Raw genomic sequence first — 19636 nt, 5'->3', positions numbered from 1 at the left:
TTAATAATTACTAAAAATCTAAATTAGCTCCAATTGAGAACGTTCTTGGGTTTGGATAAACACTTAAAGGAAATGTACCCAATCCCTCAGGGTCATACCCTCTCCATTTTGTCCAGGTAAAAATATTTTCACCTTGAATAAAGATTCTAGCAGCCTTCAGTATAGATTTTTCATTAAAGAATTTTTTAGGCACATTGTACCCTAGAGTTACATTCTTCATCCTCAGGAAGGATGCATCATACAGAAGTCTATCAGTAATGCTAGACATGGGCGCATTTAACGAAGGAATATCTGTATTAGTGTTAGTAGGGGTCCACGCATTAAGCAAATCAGCAGAAACATTATTTCCAGCACGCATATATGATGGATTTAATGCCCATGCCAACTGATTGTCTGATCTCCAGAACTTAGCTTGGAATGAGAATAATGCATCTAAGAAAAACCCTTTATATTCACTATTAAAGCCAAAACCTCCCGTGTACTTTGGAAAATAGTTTTTCCCCGTTTTTCTTCTGTCTTTATCTAATGCTTGTTCTGATACATTTCCGTTTGAATCCAAATATAACTCATTTCCATTATTAGGATTCACCCCTAAATAAGGCACTAGATTCCATTCATTGATGCTACCTCCTTCTACTAAAAGTAAAGATCCTGTACTTACTGGAATTGACAGTTTTTTAATAGTATTTTTATTATATGAACCGTTAGCAAATATTGTTAACTTATAATCTGATTTGTTAAAAATATTATATCTCAGCACCGCTTCAAAACCTTCATTTTTTAAAGCTCCATAATTACCTCTATAAGTATATTGACTGGTAATTGCTGATGAAGGAATATTATAATAAAGCATATCGGTATCTTTTCTGTAGACATCAAAATTACCTTCCAGCCTATTCTTAAACAATTTAAAATCCAACCCGAAGTTTGTTTGTTTAACCTCTTCCCATCGAAGTGTAGGATTTGCTATATTACTAACAAAATAACCTGAAGTGTTGGAATACCCATTTCCAACCACATTCAAATCCCTTGTAATACCAGTTCCTAAAAGCATAGGATTCGTATCATCTCCAGCCGCAATTACGTTAGCATTCCCTTGGGTACCATAAGAAGCTCTCAACTTCAACATATCGAATATTGATCCCTGCATAAAGTTTTCTTTATCAATATTCCAACGTCCTCCGACAGACCAAAACGTTCCCCATTTATTACCAGGAGCAAATCTATAACTACCATCCCGTCTTAATGTTCCACTAAAACCATATTTATCTTTATAATCGTAATCTGCCGTTGCAAAATAAGAAAGGGAACCAGCAGTAGCCTTAAATGCCGAAACCGATGGTAGATAAATATTTCTCACAGGATCGAAAGCAATATACCCGACACCTGACCCAATCGCAAATGATCTTGGATCTAAACCATTTTGAGTTTGACTACTTGAATAGAAATGAACCTTATTATACTCTAAATATGCTCCTACTCCAATAGTATGATCTCCTAATACTTTATTATAATTAACGCTAGAAACTGTAGTAAAGTTCAGCTCTCTGGAGTTACCAATAGTCTCACTACCTCCGTACTCTGTCCCATTTGTTGCAGCAACCACCAACGAAAGATACCCATTAGGATTTCTTCCTGCCATTGAATTCCCTATTTTAACATCTACCCCCGTTCTATTATTAAGCGTAAAGTCATCTGTAAGTTTGTAGGATGTAGTTACATTAGTGAAAATAGAAGTTTCATTGAAACGCCCAAATACGGACTGATCACCCCTAAGTACATCCTCAAGAATGTAAGCAAAATTACCCTCCGCTCCGGAATTAGTCCCAATTGCATTAAATAAATCGCGACCATTAGCATATTGCCCAGAAGCAATATAAGGCAAAGCCAGAAAAGATCCTATTAATGGATTTTGAACATAATTTCCATTTATACCCGAATTACTTTCTTGATTCAGCTGTTTTCTAGCAGAATACCCCAAACCAACTATAGCAGTATAATTAAACCTCTTATCAGCTGATCTACCTGTGATATTATTTCTAAATGTAAATCTCTTAAAATTAGTATTCGGAACCAAACCTCCTTGCTCCAAATATCCTAATGATGAATATACCGATGTATTTTCACCACCAAAAGTTGCAGAAACATTATGTTGCTGGGTTACATCTGCCTTAAAGAAAGTTTTTTCCCAATTTGTATTAATTGGATAGTTTGCAATTTCTTCATCAGTAAGCTTTCCCCCTGTAAGACTTGTTTGATTATTATTTTTTTGAATCCTAAGTAACTGCTGAGCATTTGCCATATTGTATTTGTTTTTAGGCATAACACTAACCCCAGTCATAGTACTATAGCTTAATCTCAATTTTGAGTTAAACTTACCTCCTTTAGTTCTAATCAACAATACTCCATTTGCTCCCCTATTTCCATAAATTGAAGTCGCTGCCGCATCTCTCAAAATTGAGATAGATTCTATATCCTCCGAATTTAAATTCCTAAACTGATTAGCCCCAGTAGGAACCCCATCAATAATCACTAATGGCTCTGTATCTGCCGAAAGTGATGAAATCCCTCTAATAACCAGATCAATTTTTGCAGAACCAGGAGAACCCGAATTAGACGCAATAGTAACACCAGGAGCAGAACCTTGTAATGAGTTTAGAAAACTAACATTTGGTCTGTTCTCTAAAACCTCCGCATTTACAGTAGTATTCGCACTGACATCCTTAGGCTTAGTTAAAGTTCTATTGTACCCTAAAACTACAACCTCCTCAATATCTTTTGATTTGATTGTATCATTTTTTTTAACAGTTTGTGCATTATATAGGCCACATATAAAAAACAACGCGCCAGCACTCACCACCCGTAATTTAACATTCATATTAACATATTTTAATATATACAAGACAAATATGTTAATTAATACTAATATTTACAAATACATTAAATTAATAATATAAAACAAATTTAACTTTAATTCAAAAATCACATTAAATTGAATAATTATTTATAATAAAAACATATAAATATTAAATAAAAAAAACATTATTATAACTATTTAACTTAAATAATGATAATATAATAAAATGTTAAAAAAACAATTTAGAATCAATATAAATTATGTTTTTAAACAAAAAAAACCACTTTTATAAAAAAGTGGTTTTCAAATATTTAGATAATTAATAAATTATTTCAATTTCTTCTTCACTGCAACTTCTTCATATACTTCAAGAATATCGCCGATTTCAATATCGTTATAACCTTTTAAATTCAATCCACATTCGTAACCTTTGGTTACTTCTTTCACATCATCTTTAAAACGCTTTAAACTCTCCAGTTCCCCGTCAAATTTAACGATACCGTCTCTTAGAACTCTTACCTTAGCACTTCTTGTAACCTTCCCTGAAAGAACCATACATCCGGCAATTGTTCCCACCTTCGAAATTTTAAATACTTCTCTGATTTCCACATTACCAATTACCTGTTCTTTAATTTCAGGAGAAAGCATACCTTCCATTGCCTCTTTAACCTCATCAATAGCTGCATAAATTACAGAATAAGTTCTGATCTCAATTTCTTCCTTATCTGCTAATTCTTTAGCATTACCACCAGCCCTAACATTAAATCCAATGATAATAGCATCCGAAGCTGTAGCTAAGTTAACATCAGATTCTGTAATCTGACCAACTCCCTTATGTAAGATATTAACACTGATCTCTTCCGTTGACAACCTTTGCAATTGATCTGATAACGCTTCAACAGAACCATCCACGTCACCTTTCAGGATTATATTCAACTCCTTGAACTCACCTAGAGCAATTCTTCTTCCAAGTTCTTCAAGCGTTGTATGTTTCTTAGTTCTGATAGAAAGCTCTCTTTGAAGCTGCTCTCTCTTATTGGCAATAGTTTTTGCCTCACTCTCATCAGCATAGACTTTAAATTTATCCCCTGCTGTTGGAGCACCATCCAGACCTAAAATAGTAACCGGGATTGATGGCCCTGCCTCTTTAAGGTTTCTACCACGTTCATCAAGCATTGCTTTCACTTTACCATGGTTTTTCCCTGCAAGTACATAATCACCAACTCTTAAAGTTCCGGTTTGCACCAGCATCGTAGCTACGTATCCTCTTCCTTTATCTAAAGAAGCTTCAATTACAACTCCCTGAGCATTTCTATTCGGATTAGCTTTCAGTTCAAGCATTTCTGCCTGAAGCAACACTTTCTCCAATAAAAGATCAATATTATTACCAAACTTCGCAGAAATTTCCTGCGCCTGAACATTACCACCCCATTCTTCAACCAAAATATTCATACCAGATAATTGCTGACGGATATTATCAGGATTTGCACCCGGCTTATCAACTTTATTCAAAGCGATAATCATTGGTACACCTGCTGCCTGCGCGTGAGAGATCGCCTCTTTAGTCTGAGGCATTACATCATCATCGGCTGCAATTACAATAATAGCAATATCGGTAATCTGAGCACCCCTTGCTCTCATAGCCGTAAAGGCTTCGTGACCAGGAGTATCCAGGAAGGTAATCCTCTGCCCGTTTTCTAACTTCACATTATATGCTCCAATGTGCTGTGTAATACCTCCTGATTCACCAGCGATAACATTGGTTTTTCTGATGTAATCAAGTAAGGATGTTTTACCGTGGTCAACGTGTCCCATTACGGTTACAATTGGTGCTCTTGGAGAAAGATCCTCCTCTGCATCCATATCTTCTTCAGATTCTGCTTCTTCAAGATCAGCATCCGAAAACTCAATTTTATAACCAAATTCATCAGCTACCAATAATAAGGTATCAGCTTCAAGTCTCTGGTTCATAGTTACCATAACACCTAGAGAGAAACATGCGGAAATAACTTCTGTTGGAGAAACGTTCATCAAACTGGCAAGTTCCCCTACTGTAATAAATTCAGTAACTTTTAATGTTCTATCCTGTGCATCAATCTCTTGCTGACGTTCATCCTGCTCTCTACGATAAGTTCTCTTATCTTTTCTATGCTTAGCAGATTTAGATTTACCTCCTTTATTAGTTAACTTCTCAAGGGTTTCTTTAATCTGATTCTTTACTTGCTCATCAGTTAGCTCCACAGGCATTGTTCTTTGCCCCGGTCTATTATTCTGACCCCCTTTCTTGAATCCACCACCCTGACCTTGTGGACGGTTTCCTTGATTGTTATTATTGTACGGACGGTTTCCACCAGGACCACCTTGACCTTGCGGGCGATTACCTTGGCCACCCTGACCTTGTGGGCGGTTGCCTTGATTACCCCCTTGCGGACGGTTTCCTTGCCCCCCTTGCTGATTGTTTCCTCCAGCCTGTTGATTGTTCCCTGTATTCTGTTGATTAGGTCCTCCAGGTTTTTCAATCCTTTTTCTTTTCTTCTTCGCACCTGAGTTAGGCTTAGGAGCAAATTGCGTTAAATCAATTTTTTCACCAACAATCTTAGGTCCGTCTAATTTTTGATAAACGGTTTCAATTTTCTGAGGCTCCTGAGATTGCTCGTCATCTTTTACAGATTCTTCCTTCACAGCATCAATTGGTTTGGCCTCAGTTTCAACAACTGGTTTTGGAGTTTCTTTCACAACTTCAATTGGTTTTTCTTCAGCTTTTTTCTCCTCCACTTTTGGTTTATCTTTTTTAACTGGTCTGTTTCTTGACTCTATTTGTGACAAGTCAATTTTATCCAGAACTTTAAATTCCTGTTTCTCTGTAGCTGCTTTAGTTTCAGGTTCCGGTTCTGACACTATCTCTTCCTTCTTCTCAACCGGAGGAGTTACAGGAACAACCGGAGCCTCAGAAATCTCTTCAGCCTCAGGTTTCTTAGAATCCAAATCTATTTTACCTAAAATTTTAGTTTCTGGTTTATTAGCTTTAGCTCTTATTACTTCAGGGGTTTTCTTTTCTTCTATTTCCAGTTTTTCTTCCGGAACTTTAATGATCACCACCTCATGGGAAGCTTTACGTTGTTCGCCATCCTTGGCAAACTCAGCCTCCAATGCAGAATATGCCGCTTCTTCTAATTGAGCGTTAGGATTGTTTTCAACCTCGAAATCCTTTGACTGTAAAAACTCTACTAATCTGGACATCGAAATGTTGAATTCCTTAACCGCTTTATTTAATCTTATTTTTGGCATTTATATTATTTACTGTTTTTTTAATTTCTAAAATTAAAGTATTTCTTTTTTACTTTTTATTAAAATTTATTTAAAATCTTAATCTTCAAATTCTTCTCTCAGAATGCGCTTTACATCTTCGATGGTTTCTTCTTCAAGGTCAACCATATTTAAAAGACTTTCAGTATCCTTATCCAATACTGATTTCGCAGTAGTAAGACCTACTTTCTTAAATTCATCCAAAATCCACTGCTCGATATCGTCATTAAATTCTCTCAAATCAACATCGTCATCCTCGCTAGACTCTCTATAAACATCTATTTCATACCCTGTCAACCAAGAAGCCAGTCTGATATTTTGACCTTGCTTTCCAATTACTTTAGAAATTTCTTCTACAGGTGTATAAACTAACGCATAGCTACTGTTCTCATTGATGTCTATTTTGTTAATTGTAACGTTACCTAACGCTCTCTTAACTAAAATTTCAGGATTTTTAGACCACTGAATAACATCTATATTTTCATTTTTCAACTCTCTTACAACCCCATGAATCCTGGATCCCTTTACACCCACACAAGCACCAACCGGATCAATTCTATCATCATAAGCATCTACGGCAATTTTAGCCTTTTCACCAGGAATTCTTACCACTTTTTTAAGCATAATCGTTCCATCCTGAATCTCAGGAATCTCCAGCTCCAATAATTTCTCAAGGAACTTAGGTGCAGTTCTGGAAATAATAATTTGTGGCTTTGAACCTTTAAAATCAACTGACTCTACGATAGCTCTGATGTTCTCTCCTTTTTTAAAGAAGTCAGAAGGAATCTGGTTTTCTTTTGGTAAAATAAATTCATTACCCTCATCATCTAACAAAATTACATGTTTGTGACGAATATGATGAATTTCTCCAACAACAATCTCTCCAATTCTGTCTCTGAACTGCTCATACAACATTGCATTATTATGCTCCTGAAGTTTTGTAGCGAGAATCTGCTTCAAAGTTAATATATTTCTTCTTCCCAGCTGTGCAACAGGAATCTCCATTGTAAAGTCTTCCCCTACTTCAAAAGTCGGATCGATTTTTTTAGCTTCAGAAATTTCAATTTCCAAATCATCGTCTTCCGACATCTCATCCTCTACGATTGTTTTATTTAAAAATATCTGAAAATCCCCCTTATCAGGGTTTACAATCACATCAAAATGATCATCTGAATCAAACCTTTTTCTCAAAAGAGTTTTCAGTGAATCTTCAATAATTGCCATAAGATCAATTTTACTGATCCCTTTTTCGTCTTTAAAATCACCAAAGGATTCAATCAACGCTATATTATCCATTTATTCTTTTTTCTTTTTAAAATTTAATTACTACTAATGCTTTTTTTATCTCAGAGTAAGGAATTTCCTTTTCCTCCTCCACATCTACTTTACCCTTTCCAATATCTTTTGGTTTTCGGTATCGTAAAATAAGTGTGATTTTTTCTTCATCCACTTTTGACAATTCACCTTCTATTTTAGAAGAATCCTCAAGAACAATTTCAATTTCTCTTCCTATATTTTTGTTAAACTGTCTGGGAGTAGATAATGGTTCGCTTAGTCCCGCAGACATAACCTGAAGACTAAAATCATGTTCTTCACGATCCATATTGAACTCTATTGCCCGGCTTGCATCAAGACAATCCTGCAAAGAAACTCCATTATCACCATCTAAAATCACTGTAATATCATCCCCTGCAGAAAACTTCAGATCAATAAGAAATAAATCTTTTCTGGTTTCAAGGAATTCATTTAATAATTCTTCAATTTTCTTTCTAAACTCCATAATTTTATGCTTGATTTACAGTACGAAAAAAGGCTTTCTTCCGAAGCCTTCCCATTTTTTTCCGTAAATCCAATGCAAATATAAGATTTTTTTTCTAAAAAAGCAAAATCATCTTATTATCAGATAAATAACCCGACAATGTATTAACATTAAATTTAAAGAGGGGTTGACAGTATTTTTATTATTTTTGTGATGAATTTTAAAAACAAACATTTTGAATATAACAATTGTAGGAACAGGTTATGTAGGATTAGTTACCGGAACTACCCTTGCAGAACTTGGCAATTCAGTATACTGTGTTGACATTGATGAAAAAAAAGTTGAAGGCATGAAAAACGGCATTGTTCCCATATATGAGCCGAACCTTGAAGAGATGTTCCATAGAAACATTCAGTCTCAAAGGTTATTTTTCACCACCAATTTAAAAGAAGCATTAGATAAAAGCGAAGTCGTATACCTTGCTTTACCTACTCCTCCCGGGGAAGACGGATCTGCTGATCTTTCTTATGTGTTGAGTGTTGCCAATAGTATTGGCGAACTGATGACTGAATATAAGGTCATTGTTAACAAAAGTACAGTTCCCGTGGGAACGGCAGAAAAAGTAAGAGAAGTTATTTCTTCAAAAACAAACATTCCTTTTGATGTTGTTTCCAATCCGGAATTTTTAAGGGAAGGCTTTGCTGTAGAGGACTCTATGAACCCTGCAAGAGTTGTTGTCGGATCAAGTTCAGAGAGAGCTAAAAATATCATGTCCAAGATATATCAGCCTTTTACCAATACAGGAATTCCTATTATATTCATGGATGAAAAATCGTCTGAACTTACCAAATATGCATCAAACTCATTTTTAGCGGTGAAAATTACATTCATGAATGAGATTGCCAATTATTGTGAAAAAGTAGGCGCTGATGTTGACAAAGTAAGACTGGGAATGGGAAGTGATGACAGAATTGGTCACCGCTTTTTGTTTCCCGGAATTGGGTATGGGGGAAGTTGTTTCCCTAAAGATGTGAAGGCATTAATTAAATCTGGGAAGCAGGAAGATTTTAATTTCCAGATTTTAGAAGCTACAGAAAATGTAAATACAACTCAAAAAGTTATTCTGGTTTCTGATATTGAAAAATATTTCGGAGGAGATCTTAATGGAAAAAAGATTGCAATTTGGGGACTAGCTTTTAAGGCAAATACCGATGACATACGTGAAGCTTCCTCTTTGGACAACATTAATCTTTTGTTGAAAAAAGGAGCTAAAATAACCGCGTATGATCTAGTCGCGGAAAACAATGTTCGTCAGATTATTGGAGACCAGATCCAATATGCAAAAACGATGTACGATGCTTTAGAAGGAGCTGACGCATTATTTATTGCTACGGAATGGCCGGAATTCAAAAATCCTAATTTTGATCTGATGGTCGAAAAAATGAACAATAAAGTTATATTTGACGGAAGAAATATGTATCCTTTGGAGGTTCCCAAACAACATGGATTCTATTATAAAAGTATTGGAAGACAAACTATCCCGAATCCATAAGCTCAATAACAAAAACAAAGTACCGTTTATTTTCTGTATAAAAAATTCAATACCCTATATTTATAATAGCAGGTATAGAATTTATATTAATACCTTAGTAACTTTAATCTTAACTGTTTCAAAATATTAAAATGAAAAATATAATTATTACGGGAGGAGCAGGTTTTATTGGCTCCCACGTTGTTAGAGAATTTGTCAAGAATAACCCTAACACCACGATAATCAATCTGGACGCCCTTACTTATGCTGGAAATTTAGAAAATTTAAAAGATATCGAAAACGAACCCAATTACGTTTTTGAAAAAGCAGACATAACAAAACCGGAAGAATTAAGAATAATTTTTGAAAAATATAACCCTGATGCTGTTATACATTTAGCTGCAGAAAGTCACGTAGACAGAAGTATTACTGACCCCATGGCTTTTATTAATACGAATGTAAATGGTACTGCCAATCTTCTTAACTTGTGTAAAGAATTCTGGACGCTTAATCCCGAACATACCCATGGAAGATTTCCAGATGAAATCAGAAAGAATTTATTCTATCATGTTTCCACGGATGAAGTATACGGCAGTTTAGGAGAAACTGGTTTCTTCCTGGAAACAACATCTTACGATCCACAATCTCCTTATTCCGCTTCTAAAGCAGCTTCTGATCATTTAGTAAGAGCTTATGGAAATACCTACGGAATGCCTTTTATCGTATCCAACTGTTCAAACAATTATGGTCCCAATCACTTCCCGGAAAAGTTGATTCCTCTTTGCATTTCCAATATTATTAATGAAAGACCGTTACCTATTTATGGCGATGGTAAATATACCCGCGACTGGTTATTTGTTATTGATCATGCAAAAGCAATTCATCAGATATTTAATGAAGCCAAGACAGGTGAAACTTATAATATCGGAGGATTTAATGAATGGCAAAATATTGATCTGGTAAAAGAATTAATCAAGCAAATGGATGCAAAACTTGGAAAACCATCTGGTTACTCTGAAAAATTAATCACTTTTGTAAAAGACAGACCAGGCCATGATAAGCGTTATGCTATTGATGCATCAAAGCTGAATAAAAACCTGGGATGGAAACCATCAGTGACATTTGAGCAGGGATTATCAAAAACAATTGACTGGTATCTTGAAAACAAAGAGTGGTTAGAAAACGTAACCTCGGGAGATTATCAAAAATACTACGAAAAACAATACAACTAAACCATCAAAAAATAATCATTTCACCAAATGCAATGTTCCAATAGAACATAATTGAAAAAATAAAAAAACAAATACATGAAAGGAATAATTTTAGCCGGTGGTTCCGGTACTAGACTTTACCCTCTTACCATTGCAGTAAGTAAACAGTTAATGCCTGTTTATGACAAACCAATGATATACTATCCTTTATCTACATTATTATTAGCGGGAATAAGGGATATACTAATTATAACAACCCCTCATGACCAGGAAGGTTTCGTTAAACTACTAGGAGATGGATCTCAGATAGGTTGCAATATTCAATATGTGGTGCAGCCAAGCCCGGATGGTCTTGCTCAGGCTTTTATTCTTGGAGATTCTTTCATTGGGAATGATCCGGCAGCACTAGTATTGGGAGATAATATTTTTTATGGATCTGAAATGGGAACCCTTTTAAAAAACAAAACAAATCCTGATGGCGGAGTTGTCTTTGCCTATCACGTTTCCGACCCCGAAAGATATGGAGTTGTAGAGTTTGACGATGATTTTAAAGCTGTTTCTATAGAAGAAAAACCTACACATCCAAAATCCAATTATGCAGTTCCCGGTTTATATTTTTATGACAATGAAGTTGTTGAAATTGCAAAAAACATACAACCTTCTGCACGAGGTGAGCTTGAAATTACAGATGTAAATAATGTTTATCTTAAAAAAGGCAAGCTGGAAGTTGGGGTTTTGGACAGAGGGACAGCGTGGCTTGACACCGGAACTTTTGATTCTCTTCATGATGCTTCAGAGTTTGTAAGTGTTATTGAAAAGAGACAAGGATTTAAAATCGGATGTATTGAAGAAATTGCATTTAGAAATAAATTTATTAACGAGGAAAAGTTATTACAGACAGCTTTAAAGTACGGAAAAAGCGGATATGGCAAATACCTTACGCAACTCGTAAACAAATAATCTTAAATCAGGAATTTATAAAGCTGTTATCTTCAATGATTACAGCTTTTGTTTATAATAATAAATATCAATATATTAGTTATTATTTTTAGTTTTTACATGAATAACAATTCATAATATATAGAACTATGAGAAAATTAATTATTATAAATTTGCATAAACTTAACACAAATGAATGAACCACAACAAAAGTGGACAGAAACCATTGAGGCCAACCATACTTTATTTGACTTAAGGCTCAAAGAAGTATGGAGATATAAAGATCTTATTTATATGTTTGTGAAAAGGGATTTTATATCCAGTTTCAAACAAACGATTCTGGGACCTATATGGTTTTTTATTAATCCGATTTTCACCACAATTACGTATCTGATTGTTTTTGGGAAACTTGCTAACTTACCTACAGACGGTGCACCACCATTGCTATTTTATCTAGCTGGGGTTACTCTTTGGAACTATTTTTCAGGTGCACTACTTGGTACTTCAAATACATTTGCAGGAAATGCGGCTATCTTCGGAAAGGTATATTTCCCGAGACTTGTCACCCCTATTTCAATTGTAATTTCAAATTTAATGCGTCTTGGTGTTCAATTCTTTTTGTTCATCATTGTTTGGGGATACTATCTCGCTAAAGGAGATATTCATTTTAACATATGGATCTTGGCTACTCCGCTTTTGGTCGTTCTTATGGCCCTTTTCGCATTAGGTGTTGGTATGATCTTTTCTTCTCTTACAACAAAATACAAAGACCTTAACATGCTATTGGGCTTTGGTGTAAGCTTATACATGTATGCAACTCCGGTTATCTATCCTGTATCATCACTACCCGGATATTTTAAAAAGTTAGCCTATTACAACCCATTAACCGGTATTTTTGAATGTTTTAAGTATGGATGGTTAGGTGTTGGAGATTTTTCACCATTGATGCTTGGAATAAGTACTATAATCATCCTTATTCTTTTGGGGATAGGAGTTGTTGTTTTCAATAAGGTTGAAAAAACATTTATGGATACTGTATAATTATTAAACTAAAAAAATATGCTCGCTTTAAAAGCAGAAAATATATCAAAACAATATCGTTTAGGACAAGTTGGAACAGGCACACTTTCTCATGACCTTAATAGATTCTGGTACAGGTTAAGAGGTAAAGAAGATCCTTATTTGAAAATTGGAGAAGCTAATGATAGAACTTCAAAAGGAGATTCCGAATATGTTTGGTCACTTAGAGATATTAATTTCGAAACAAAGCAAGGGGATGCTTTAGGAATTATTGGCAGAAATGGTGCAGGAAAATCAACACTATTAAAACTTTTAAGTAAAGTTACCAAACCCACAACGGGAAAAATCTACACCCAAGGAAGAATAGCTTCTTTGCTTGAGGTTGGAACTGGCTTCCATCCGGAAATGACAGGCAGGGAAAATGTATTTTTAAATGGGGCAATTTTGGGTATGACCCGAAAGGAAATCACAAGAAAGTTTGATGAGATCGTTGATTTTTCTGGCGTAGAAAGGTATATAGATACTCCGGTAAAAAGATATTCATCAGGTATGTATGTACGTCTGGCATTTGCTGTGGCTGCCCATTTAGAATCGGAAATTCTTATTGTAGATGAAGTTTTGGCTGTTGGAGATGCAGAATTTCAAAAAAAATGCCTGGGGAAAATGGGTGATGTCACCAAAGGAGAAGGAAGAACTGTACTTTTTGTAAGTCATAATATTACTGCTATTAAAGAGCTTTGTAACACTGCATTATTATTAGATAAAGGCTTATTAATTAATCAAGGGGATATTAATAAATGTATTATAGAATATCAAAAAAATAATGAAGCCAAATTTTTCTACAATTATTTGGATGATCCTATAAAACTTGAAAATGAAAAGATTTTAATTAAATCCTTCAAAACCGAACCAATTAATGGAGATATGATTAATATAAAGTCGGGTATCCTTGTAACTGTTTCTTTTATGTCAAAGATGGCGAATGTCGATATTGATCTTTCCTTTCTTCTTAAAAATAGCCACGATCTTACAGTAATGAGTACTGGACTGATGTTAAGTACTAACAGAGAATCTCAAAAAGGAGATTATACTGTTACATTTGAAATACCTCCATATACCCTTAATGAGGATTCCTATTATTTTGATTTTTTCTGGGGTGTTAATAGATCAGACATAGCATTCAGAACACAAATTTTTGGTTTTGAAGTAAATGGAATGCAAAATCAATTCGGGGAAATAATTAAATCTCCAGGAGTTTTATTTCCAAAAATCACACATAATGTAAATTATGAGAAAATGTAAAAATAATGGATATCTGGATAACATATTATTAAAGTCCATTACATCCTTTGTTATATAAAATTTATACATTTACTTGAAATAATTTATTACTAACTAATTATATTCATTCGATGGATATCCCACATATCATAAATTTTTCTAAAATTGGCTCCCAGGATTTGGGATATATTACTGTTGCAGAAACACAAAAAGACACTCCTTTTGAAATAAAGAGAGTTTACTGGACTTATTATACTCCTCAGGATGTTATAAGAGGAGGTCATGCACATAAAGAACTTCAACAAGTGATATTTGCAACCTCTGGTATTATAGAATTTAACACGCTTGATCTTCAGGGAAATAGAGAAACTTTCATTTTAGATTCACCTTCGAAAGGCCTCTATATTCCTAAACTAATTTGGAGAGACATCAAGTTTAGCCACAATGCTGTACTCCTGTGTTTAGCATCTGAACTTTATGATGAGAAAGATTATTTCAGAGATTTTGAGGAATTTAAAAATTATAAAAAATGATTCACTCTCTGGCTGATGTACAATCTCAAAACATAGGTGAAGGAACCTACATATGGCAATTCTGCGTCATTCTTAAAGACGCAGAAATTGGAAGTAACTGTAATATCAATTGTCAGGTATTTATAGAAAATAAGGTAATTATAGGGAATAATGTAACAATAAAGCCCGGTGTTCAGATCTGGGATGGAATTACAATAGAAGATGATGTTTTTATTGGCCCTAATGCAACTTTCACGAATGACCTGTTTCCAAAATCCAAAAATAAGCACTTTAAACTGGAACATACATTGATAAAAAAAGGAGCATCTATTGGTGCAAACGCAACCATACTGGCAGGTGTGACAATTGGAGAAAATTCGCTTATCGGAGCAGGGAGTGTTGTTACCAAAAACATTCCTGCCAATGAAATCTGGGTTGGAAATCCAGCAAAATTTTTAAAGAAAAATACTCATGATTAAATTTCTTGATTTACAGAAAATAAATCTTACCCATCAACAAGAAATTGAAGATGCCATCTTAAGTACTTTCCGTTCCGGATGGTATTTATTGGGTGATAGAATAAAAACATTTGAAACAGAGCTTGCTCAATATTGCGATGTTCCTCATGCCATTGGCGTGGCAAATGGGTTAGATGCATTAAGGTTAATTTTCAGAGCTTATATTGAGCTTGGTATTATGACTGAAGGAGATGAGATTCTTGTTCCCGCCAATACCTATATTGCTTCTATCCTTGCCATCACAGATAATAAATTAGTTCCGGTTTTAGTAGAACCAGATCTTAATACTTACAACATTGACACTTCTAAAATAGAAGAAAAAATTACTTCACGGACCAGAGCAATTCTACTTGTTCATTTATATGGGAGTATTGTATTTTCAGAGAAAATACAACAAATTTCAGAAAAATATAATCTAAAAATAATTGAAGATAATGCTCAAACAATTGGAGCATTGTGGAAAAACAAAAAATCAGGAAGTTTAGGAGATGCTGCAGGATTCAGCTTTTATCCAGGGAAAAACCTTGGAGCTATAGGAGATGCCGGCGCTGTCACTTGTAAAGACAATGAATTGGCGACTTGTGTGAGAACTTTGGCAAATTACGGTTCTCAAAAAAAATACGTTAACCAATATCGTGGTTACAATTCGCGTTTAGACGAAATTCAGGCTGCTGTGTTATCTGTAAAATTAAAATATTTAGACGCAGAAAATTACGAACGAAAAAAAATTGCAGATAGATACCTTAAGGAAATTATAAATCCAAAGATTATTCTCCCTCAACATAAATTAGAAGAAAACAGCCATGTATATCACCTTTTTGTAATCAGAACAGAAGATAGGGATAAGCTGCAAAAGTATCTTGAAGAAAATGGAATCCAAACCCTCATACATTATCCCATTCCACCTCATCATCAGGAAGCATACTCAGAATGGAAGGAACTTAGTCTGCCTGTTACCGAAAAGATTCATAATGAGGTTTTAAGTTTACCAATTTCCCCAGTAATGACAGATGGGGAAATTTTAAAAGTTATACAAACCTTAAATGCATTCTAATGGTTCTCAATATAATATTTTCTTACAATCGTGCGATTCAGTTAGATTACTTATTACAATCTACTTTAAAACATTTTAAAACAGATTCAAAAATCGTTGTTTTATATCATACGAGTGGACCTCATAAGGAAGGATATGAGCTTCTTAAGAAAAAATATGCAGAACAGCGTGTAAATTTTATTGAAAGAAAGAGTGTTATTTTCGATTTATCTTATTTCAAATCACTTAATTCAAAAAAAGATTGGGAATTCTTCAAGAAAAAAAATTTATTTAATAAAAACGGAGATAATTTCAAAGGATTACTTCAAAAAATCATTCGCAACAGCAATTGTGAATTCCTAATGTTCAACACAGATGATGGAGTTTTTTATGATGATATTACAATTCCGAAAGAAGTGTTTGACATCATAAGAGCCAATCCTGAAAATGCTTCTTACAGATTGTACGTTGGTGAAAATTTGGAAGGACAACCATCATATCTTGAGAAAAAGAACAACTATTATCAATGGGATTATTATACCGATACGGCTATTCATCACTGGTCTTATCCTTTTTCTGTTGATGGAACAATCTATAATTCCAAAGGACTTCTTAAGCATCTCGAAAAAATGGTTTATCATAATCCGGTAACCCTTGAAGAAAATGGATTTCAGTATATTAAACAACGTAAACTTTTCCGCATTGGTTTAAGTCCATTAACATCCAAGTTAGTAGCAACTAAATTGAACAGGGTGTCGGTAGACTCACTTAATCCGACAATTCACATAAAACCGGATTTCCTCAACGAAAAATTTATTGCTGGCTACACGTTAGAGCTAGTGATTCCAAAGAAAATCGACAATGCGAATATAGTCCCATCTGAAATCTATCTGGTAAAGAAAGATCAAAGAGAACTTATTTATTCCTTAGATGCTCACGGAGAAAAGGTACAGAGTTTGTTAGGTATTGAAGGGGCAAAGGAACAATTAGAATAATTATTTTGGAAAAAAAAGGGTTAGTAAGTATTATAGTTAGTAGCTATAATCATGAAAAGTATATTAACGAATGTCTGGATAGTATTAAATCACAGACCTATCCATACATAGAATTGATTCTTGCAGACGATTTTTCACCGGATGATTCAGTTTCTGTATATGAAAATTGGCTTAAAAAAAATAACTATTCAGCCAAAACCAATTTTCAGAAAAAAAATACTGGCCTTTCAACTATGCTGAACAATTGTATGAATCTTGTAGAAGGAGAATACATAAAAATAATTGCAGCCGATGATTTTCTCCATCCTGAAGCGATAGAAAAATGTGTAGCAGAACTGGAAAGACTAGGTGATGGGTTCGGAATGGTATTCACAGACACATATGGAGTAGATGAAAATTCAAACAGCATTCCGGATATCGCAGATTATAACTCGCTGGGAAATATTGATAAAGACCTTTTTAGGAAACAATTAATTAAGAGCAACAGAATTGCTGCCCTAACAGTTCTCATGCGAAAAAAAGCCCTTGTAGATACAGGAGAATATAAATCAGATTTTTTAGTGGAGGATTATTTTAGATGGCTAAAGATAAACGCTCTTTATTACATAGCTTACATTCCTCAAAAACTAGCTTATTACAGAATTCATGATAATAATCTTTCTTCTGCTAAAAAAGAAAGAATAGAGATGGAAACCTTGATTCTTCAGATGATGTTTGATAAAAATGGTGATATAAAAGATAAAATAAACGGAATAACACAGAAACATTATATATCGGGTGAAAAATTACCTTTGCAATATCTCAAAGCCTACAAAAATTATCCTTTTAAAGTAAAACGATTATATACTGCCATGCATTATAAGCTACCGGTTCCATTATTTAAACTTTTAAATAAAATCATTTAAAAAAAATGAATCCAGAAATTTCCATAATCGTTCCATGCTACAATCAGGCTCAATTTCTTGATGAATGCTTAGAAACAGTTCTTGATCAAAATTATGAGAACTGGGAATGTATTATTGTAAATGACGGTTCTCCGGATAACACAGAAGAGATAGCAAAAAAATGGATTGAGAAAGACCCTCGTTTTCAGTATATTTATAAAGAAAACGGAGGATTATCTTCAGCCAGGAATGCGGGTATAGAAATCTCAAAAGGAACATGGATATTACCATTGGATGCCGATGATAAAATAAGCAGCCGGTACCTTGATTTAGCTGCAAAAGAATTTAATAAAGGATATACAATTATCTATTGTGAAGCAGAAAAATTTGGTTCAGAAAATGGAAGTTGGGAACTACCGGCCTATAGCAGAAAGATGCTTGCCGTAAAAAACATGATTTTTTGTTCTGCTTTCTTTAAAAGAGAGGACTGGATGATGGCAGGAGGCTATGATACTAACCTTATTTACGGATGGGAGGACTGGGATTTCTGGATTTCTCTTTTGAAGGAAAAAGGTGATGTTTTCAAAATTAAAGAAGTAGGGTTTTATTATAGAATTAAAGAAATATCTATGATAAAAGAAATGTCGGCAAATGGTAATTCAAAGAAATTGTATACTCACAATATAATCTATAGAAAACATATAGAGTTTTTCACGAAGGAGCTAGGAAGTTTTGAAAATTTATTTGAAGCTAATGAAAAGTTAACCTCCGAAAACAAACACCTAAAAGCTATTTTAAACAGTAAAAGGTATGTTTTAGTAAGTAAAGTTTTTAAATTTTTCAAATTATGAAGGTATCAGTAGCACTGTGTACATACAATGGTGAAAAATATTTGTCCACTCAGCTAGATAGCATTTTACATCAGACTTTGATTCCTGATGAGCTGATCATCTGCGATGACGGTTCTACTGACCGAACAATTGAAATTTTAAGCACTTATGAGAAAAAGTATCCTGAGATTATCAAAGTATTTACAAACGAAACCAATTTAGGATTTATAAGAAATTTTGAAAAAGCGATCTATTTATGCAATAATGAAATCATAATTATTAGTGATCAAGACGATGTATGGGAAAAGAACAAGATAGAGGAGACGATTCTTTTCTTCCAGAAAAACCCTGATTCCGATGGAGTATTTCATGATTTAAAACTAATCGATGAAAATAGTGTTCAGCCATCATATCTTAATTGGAAAAATATAACACACGAAAATATTATTAATGACATTCGGGAGCATAAGCTTTTTGTTTCATTAGTAAGTAAAGGTAGTTTTATTCTGGGTTGTGCACTTGCCATAAGAAAAAATGCACTTGAAAAATACAATATCAAAGATTTTCCAATGGCTCATGATTATTTTATTGTACAAATACTGAGTATTAAAAATAAATTGGGATTCATTCCAAAAGCCCTTTCTTCCTACAGACTTCATCCTGGTCAGGTATATGGGCTCAGATATAATTCTGAGAAATCTGAGGCACCCTCCAGTCTTTCGAGACACCAACAGTATTTTAAAAATTATGTATGGCCATATTTAAAATCTATTGAAAGGCTTCAGGAAATAAATCCTAAAGAGGATCCTCAAAAAACAGAAATATATTCTGCCTTTATTAAAAATAGGAATTCTTATTTGAAAACAATGAACTTTCTTGACAAGAAGATATATATAGCGAAATGTATTCGTCATAAATATTTAGACTTGAAATTGTCAGACCTGTTTACAATCTAACTCA

Annotated in this window: 16 protein-coding genes; 12 read left to right on the top strand and 4 right to left on the bottom strand. The window is 34.1% G+C overall.

Going from position 1 to position 19636, the window contains the following annotated elements; translation table 11 throughout:
* Positions 1 to 10 precede the first annotated feature (10 nt).
* The 4 genes from ACNFU2_RS15725 to rimP form a co-directional block, all read right to left on the bottom strand.
* The gene (locus tag ACNFU2_RS15725) at positions 11 to 2878 is read right to left on the bottom strand and encodes a SusC/RagA family TonB-linked outer membrane protein (RefSeq protein WP_273650492.1); all 2868 of its coding nucleotides are present in this window, start codon (positions 2876 to 2878) and stop codon (positions 11 to 13) included.
* A 306-nt stretch (positions 2879 to 3184) separates the two neighbouring features.
* On the bottom strand, positions 3185 to 6145 hold the full coding sequence (infB, locus tag ACNFU2_RS15720) for a translation initiation factor IF-2 (protein ID WP_273650491.1): 2961 nt from the start codon (positions 6143 to 6145) through the stop codon (positions 3185 to 3187).
* Between the two features lie 78 nt (positions 6146 to 6223).
* Positions 6224 to 7459: a transcription termination factor NusA gene (gene nusA, locus ACNFU2_RS15715; protein ID WP_172282359.1), complete on the bottom strand. Its 1236-nt coding sequence runs from the start codon at positions 7457 to 7459 to the stop codon at positions 6224 to 6226.
* 16 nt (positions 7460 to 7475) lie between these two features.
* Positions 7476 to 7943 carry a ribosome assembly cofactor RimP gene (rimP, locus tag ACNFU2_RS15710; RefSeq protein WP_273650490.1) on the bottom strand — a complete coding sequence of 156 codons (468 nt, stop codon included), beginning with the start codon at positions 7941 to 7943 and terminating at the stop codon, positions 7476 to 7478.
* 214 nt (positions 7944 to 8157) lie between these two features.
* Between rimP and ACNFU2_RS15705 the strand changes: the two genes are divergently transcribed.
* The 12 genes from ACNFU2_RS15705 (at position 8158) to ACNFU2_RS15650 (ending at position 19632) form a co-directional block, all read left to right on the top strand.
* Complete coding sequence (locus tag ACNFU2_RS15705) at positions 8158 to 9474, top strand: UDP-glucose dehydrogenase family protein (RefSeq protein ID WP_273650489.1); 1317 nt, start codon at positions 8158 to 8160, stop codon at positions 9472 to 9474.
* 131 nt (positions 9475 to 9605) lie between these two features.
* Entirely contained in the window at positions 9606 to 10685 is a 1080-nt protein-coding gene (rfbB, locus tag ACNFU2_RS15700; protein ID WP_273650488.1) for a dTDP-glucose 4,6-dehydratase, read from the top strand.
* A gap of 75 nt (positions 10686 to 10760) precedes the next feature.
* Positions 10761 to 11624 carry a glucose-1-phosphate thymidylyltransferase RfbA gene (gene rfbA / locus ACNFU2_RS15695; RefSeq protein ID WP_273650487.1) on the top strand — a complete coding sequence of 288 codons (864 nt, stop codon included), beginning with the start codon at positions 10761 to 10763 and terminating at the stop codon, positions 11622 to 11624.
* Between the two features lie 171 nt (positions 11625 to 11795).
* Positions 11796 to 12644, top strand: a complete 849-nt coding sequence (locus ACNFU2_RS15690) for an ABC transporter permease (protein WP_273650486.1) — start codon at positions 11796 to 11798, stop codon at positions 12642 to 12644.
* Positions 12645 to 12662: 18 nt separating this feature from the next.
* A complete protein-coding gene (locus ACNFU2_RS15685; protein WP_273650485.1) occupies positions 12663 to 13925 on the top strand; it encodes an ABC transporter ATP-binding protein in 1263 nt (420 codons plus the stop codon).
* A gap of 110 nt (positions 13926 to 14035) precedes the next feature.
* A complete protein-coding gene (locus ACNFU2_RS15680) occupies positions 14036 to 14437 on the top strand; it encodes a sugar 3,4-ketoisomerase (protein WP_273650484.1) in 402 nt (133 codons plus the stop codon).
* Positions 14434 to 14895 carry an acyltransferase gene (locus ACNFU2_RS15675; RefSeq protein ID WP_273650483.1) on the top strand — a complete coding sequence of 154 codons (462 nt, stop codon included), beginning with the start codon at positions 14434 to 14436 and terminating at the stop codon, positions 14893 to 14895. The genes ACNFU2_RS15680 and ACNFU2_RS15675 overlap by 4 nt, the downstream gene beginning before the upstream one ends.
* Positions 14888 to 15988, top strand: a complete 1101-nt coding sequence (locus ACNFU2_RS15670) for a DegT/DnrJ/EryC1/StrS family aminotransferase (protein ID WP_273650482.1) — start codon at positions 14888 to 14890, stop codon at positions 15986 to 15988. Before ACNFU2_RS15675 ends, ACNFU2_RS15670 begins: the two co-directional genes overlap by 8 nt.
* A complete protein-coding gene (locus tag ACNFU2_RS15665; RefSeq protein WP_273650481.1) occupies positions 15988 to 16962 on the top strand; it encodes a hypothetical protein in 975 nt (324 codons plus the stop codon). The genes ACNFU2_RS15670 and ACNFU2_RS15665 overlap by 1 nt, the downstream gene beginning before the upstream one ends.
* A gap of 5 nt (positions 16963 to 16967) precedes the next feature.
* Positions 16968 to 17867 (top strand): glycosyltransferase family 2 protein, encoded by a 900-nt coding sequence (locus ACNFU2_RS15660; protein WP_273650480.1) that lies wholly within the window; start codon positions 16968 to 16970, stop codon positions 17865 to 17867.
* 5 nt (positions 17868 to 17872) lie between these two features.
* Positions 17873 to 18697: a glycosyltransferase family 2 protein gene (locus tag ACNFU2_RS15655; protein ID WP_273650479.1), complete on the top strand. Its 825-nt coding sequence runs from the start codon at positions 17873 to 17875 to the stop codon at positions 18695 to 18697.
* Entirely contained in the window at positions 18694 to 19632 is a 939-nt protein-coding gene (locus tag ACNFU2_RS15650) for a glycosyltransferase (RefSeq protein WP_273650478.1), read from the top strand. Before ACNFU2_RS15655 ends, ACNFU2_RS15650 begins: the two co-directional genes overlap by 4 nt.
* Positions 19633 to 19636 lie beyond the last annotated feature (4 nt).

The sequence above is a fragment of the Chryseobacterium sp. PTM-20240506 genome (assembly GCF_048296755.1).
GTDB lineage: Bacteria > Bacteroidota > Bacteroidia > Flavobacteriales > Weeksellaceae > Chryseobacterium > Chryseobacterium proteolyticum.
This window is presented reverse-complemented; position numbering and strand designations above follow the sequence as displayed.

Bases quoted from the DNA above. Each gene is read 5' to 3' on its own strand.
- ACNFU2_RS15725 (WP_273650492.1), bottom strand. From the start codon at position 2,878: ATGAATGTTAAATTACGGGTGGTGAGTGCTGGCGCGTTGTTTTTTATA.
- infB (WP_273650491.1), bottom strand. From the start codon at position 6,145: ATGCCAAAAATAAGATTAAATAAAGCGGTTAAGGAATTCAACATTTCG.
- nusA (WP_172282359.1), bottom strand. From the start codon at position 7,459: ATGGATAATATAGCGTTGATTGAATCCTTTGGTGATTTTAAAGACGAA.
- rimP (WP_273650490.1), bottom strand. From the start codon at position 7,943: ATGGAGTTTAGAAAGAAAATTGAAGAATTATTAAATGAATTCCTTGAA.
- rfbB (WP_273650488.1), top strand. From the start codon at position 9,606: ATGAAAAATATAATTATTACGGGAGGAGCAGGTTTTATTGGCTCCCAC.
- rfbA (WP_273650487.1), top strand. From the start codon at position 10,761: ATGAAAGGAATAATTTTAGCCGGTGGTTCCGGTACTAGACTTTACCCT.
- ACNFU2_RS15690 (WP_273650486.1), top strand. From the start codon at position 11,796: ATGAATGAACCACAACAAAAGTGGACAGAAACCATTGAGGCCAACCAT.
- ACNFU2_RS15685 (WP_273650485.1), top strand. From the start codon at position 12,663: ATGCTCGCTTTAAAAGCAGAAAATATATCAAAACAATATCGTTTAGGA.
- ACNFU2_RS15680 (WP_273650484.1), top strand. From the start codon at position 14,036: ATGGATATCCCACATATCATAAATTTTTCTAAAATTGGCTCCCAGGAT.
- ACNFU2_RS15675 (WP_273650483.1), top strand. From the start codon at position 14,434: ATGATTCACTCTCTGGCTGATGTACAATCTCAAAACATAGGTGAAGGA.
- ACNFU2_RS15670 (WP_273650482.1), top strand. From the start codon at position 14,888: ATGATTAAATTTCTTGATTTACAGAAAATAAATCTTACCCATCAACAA.
- ACNFU2_RS15665 (WP_273650481.1), top strand. From the start codon at position 15,988: ATGGTTCTCAATATAATATTTTCTTACAATCGTGCGATTCAGTTAGAT.
- ACNFU2_RS15655 (WP_273650479.1), top strand. From the start codon at position 17,873: ATGAATCCAGAAATTTCCATAATCGTTCCATGCTACAATCAGGCTCAA.
- ACNFU2_RS15650 (WP_273650478.1), top strand. From the start codon at position 18,694: ATGAAGGTATCAGTAGCACTGTGTACATACAATGGTGAAAAATATTTG.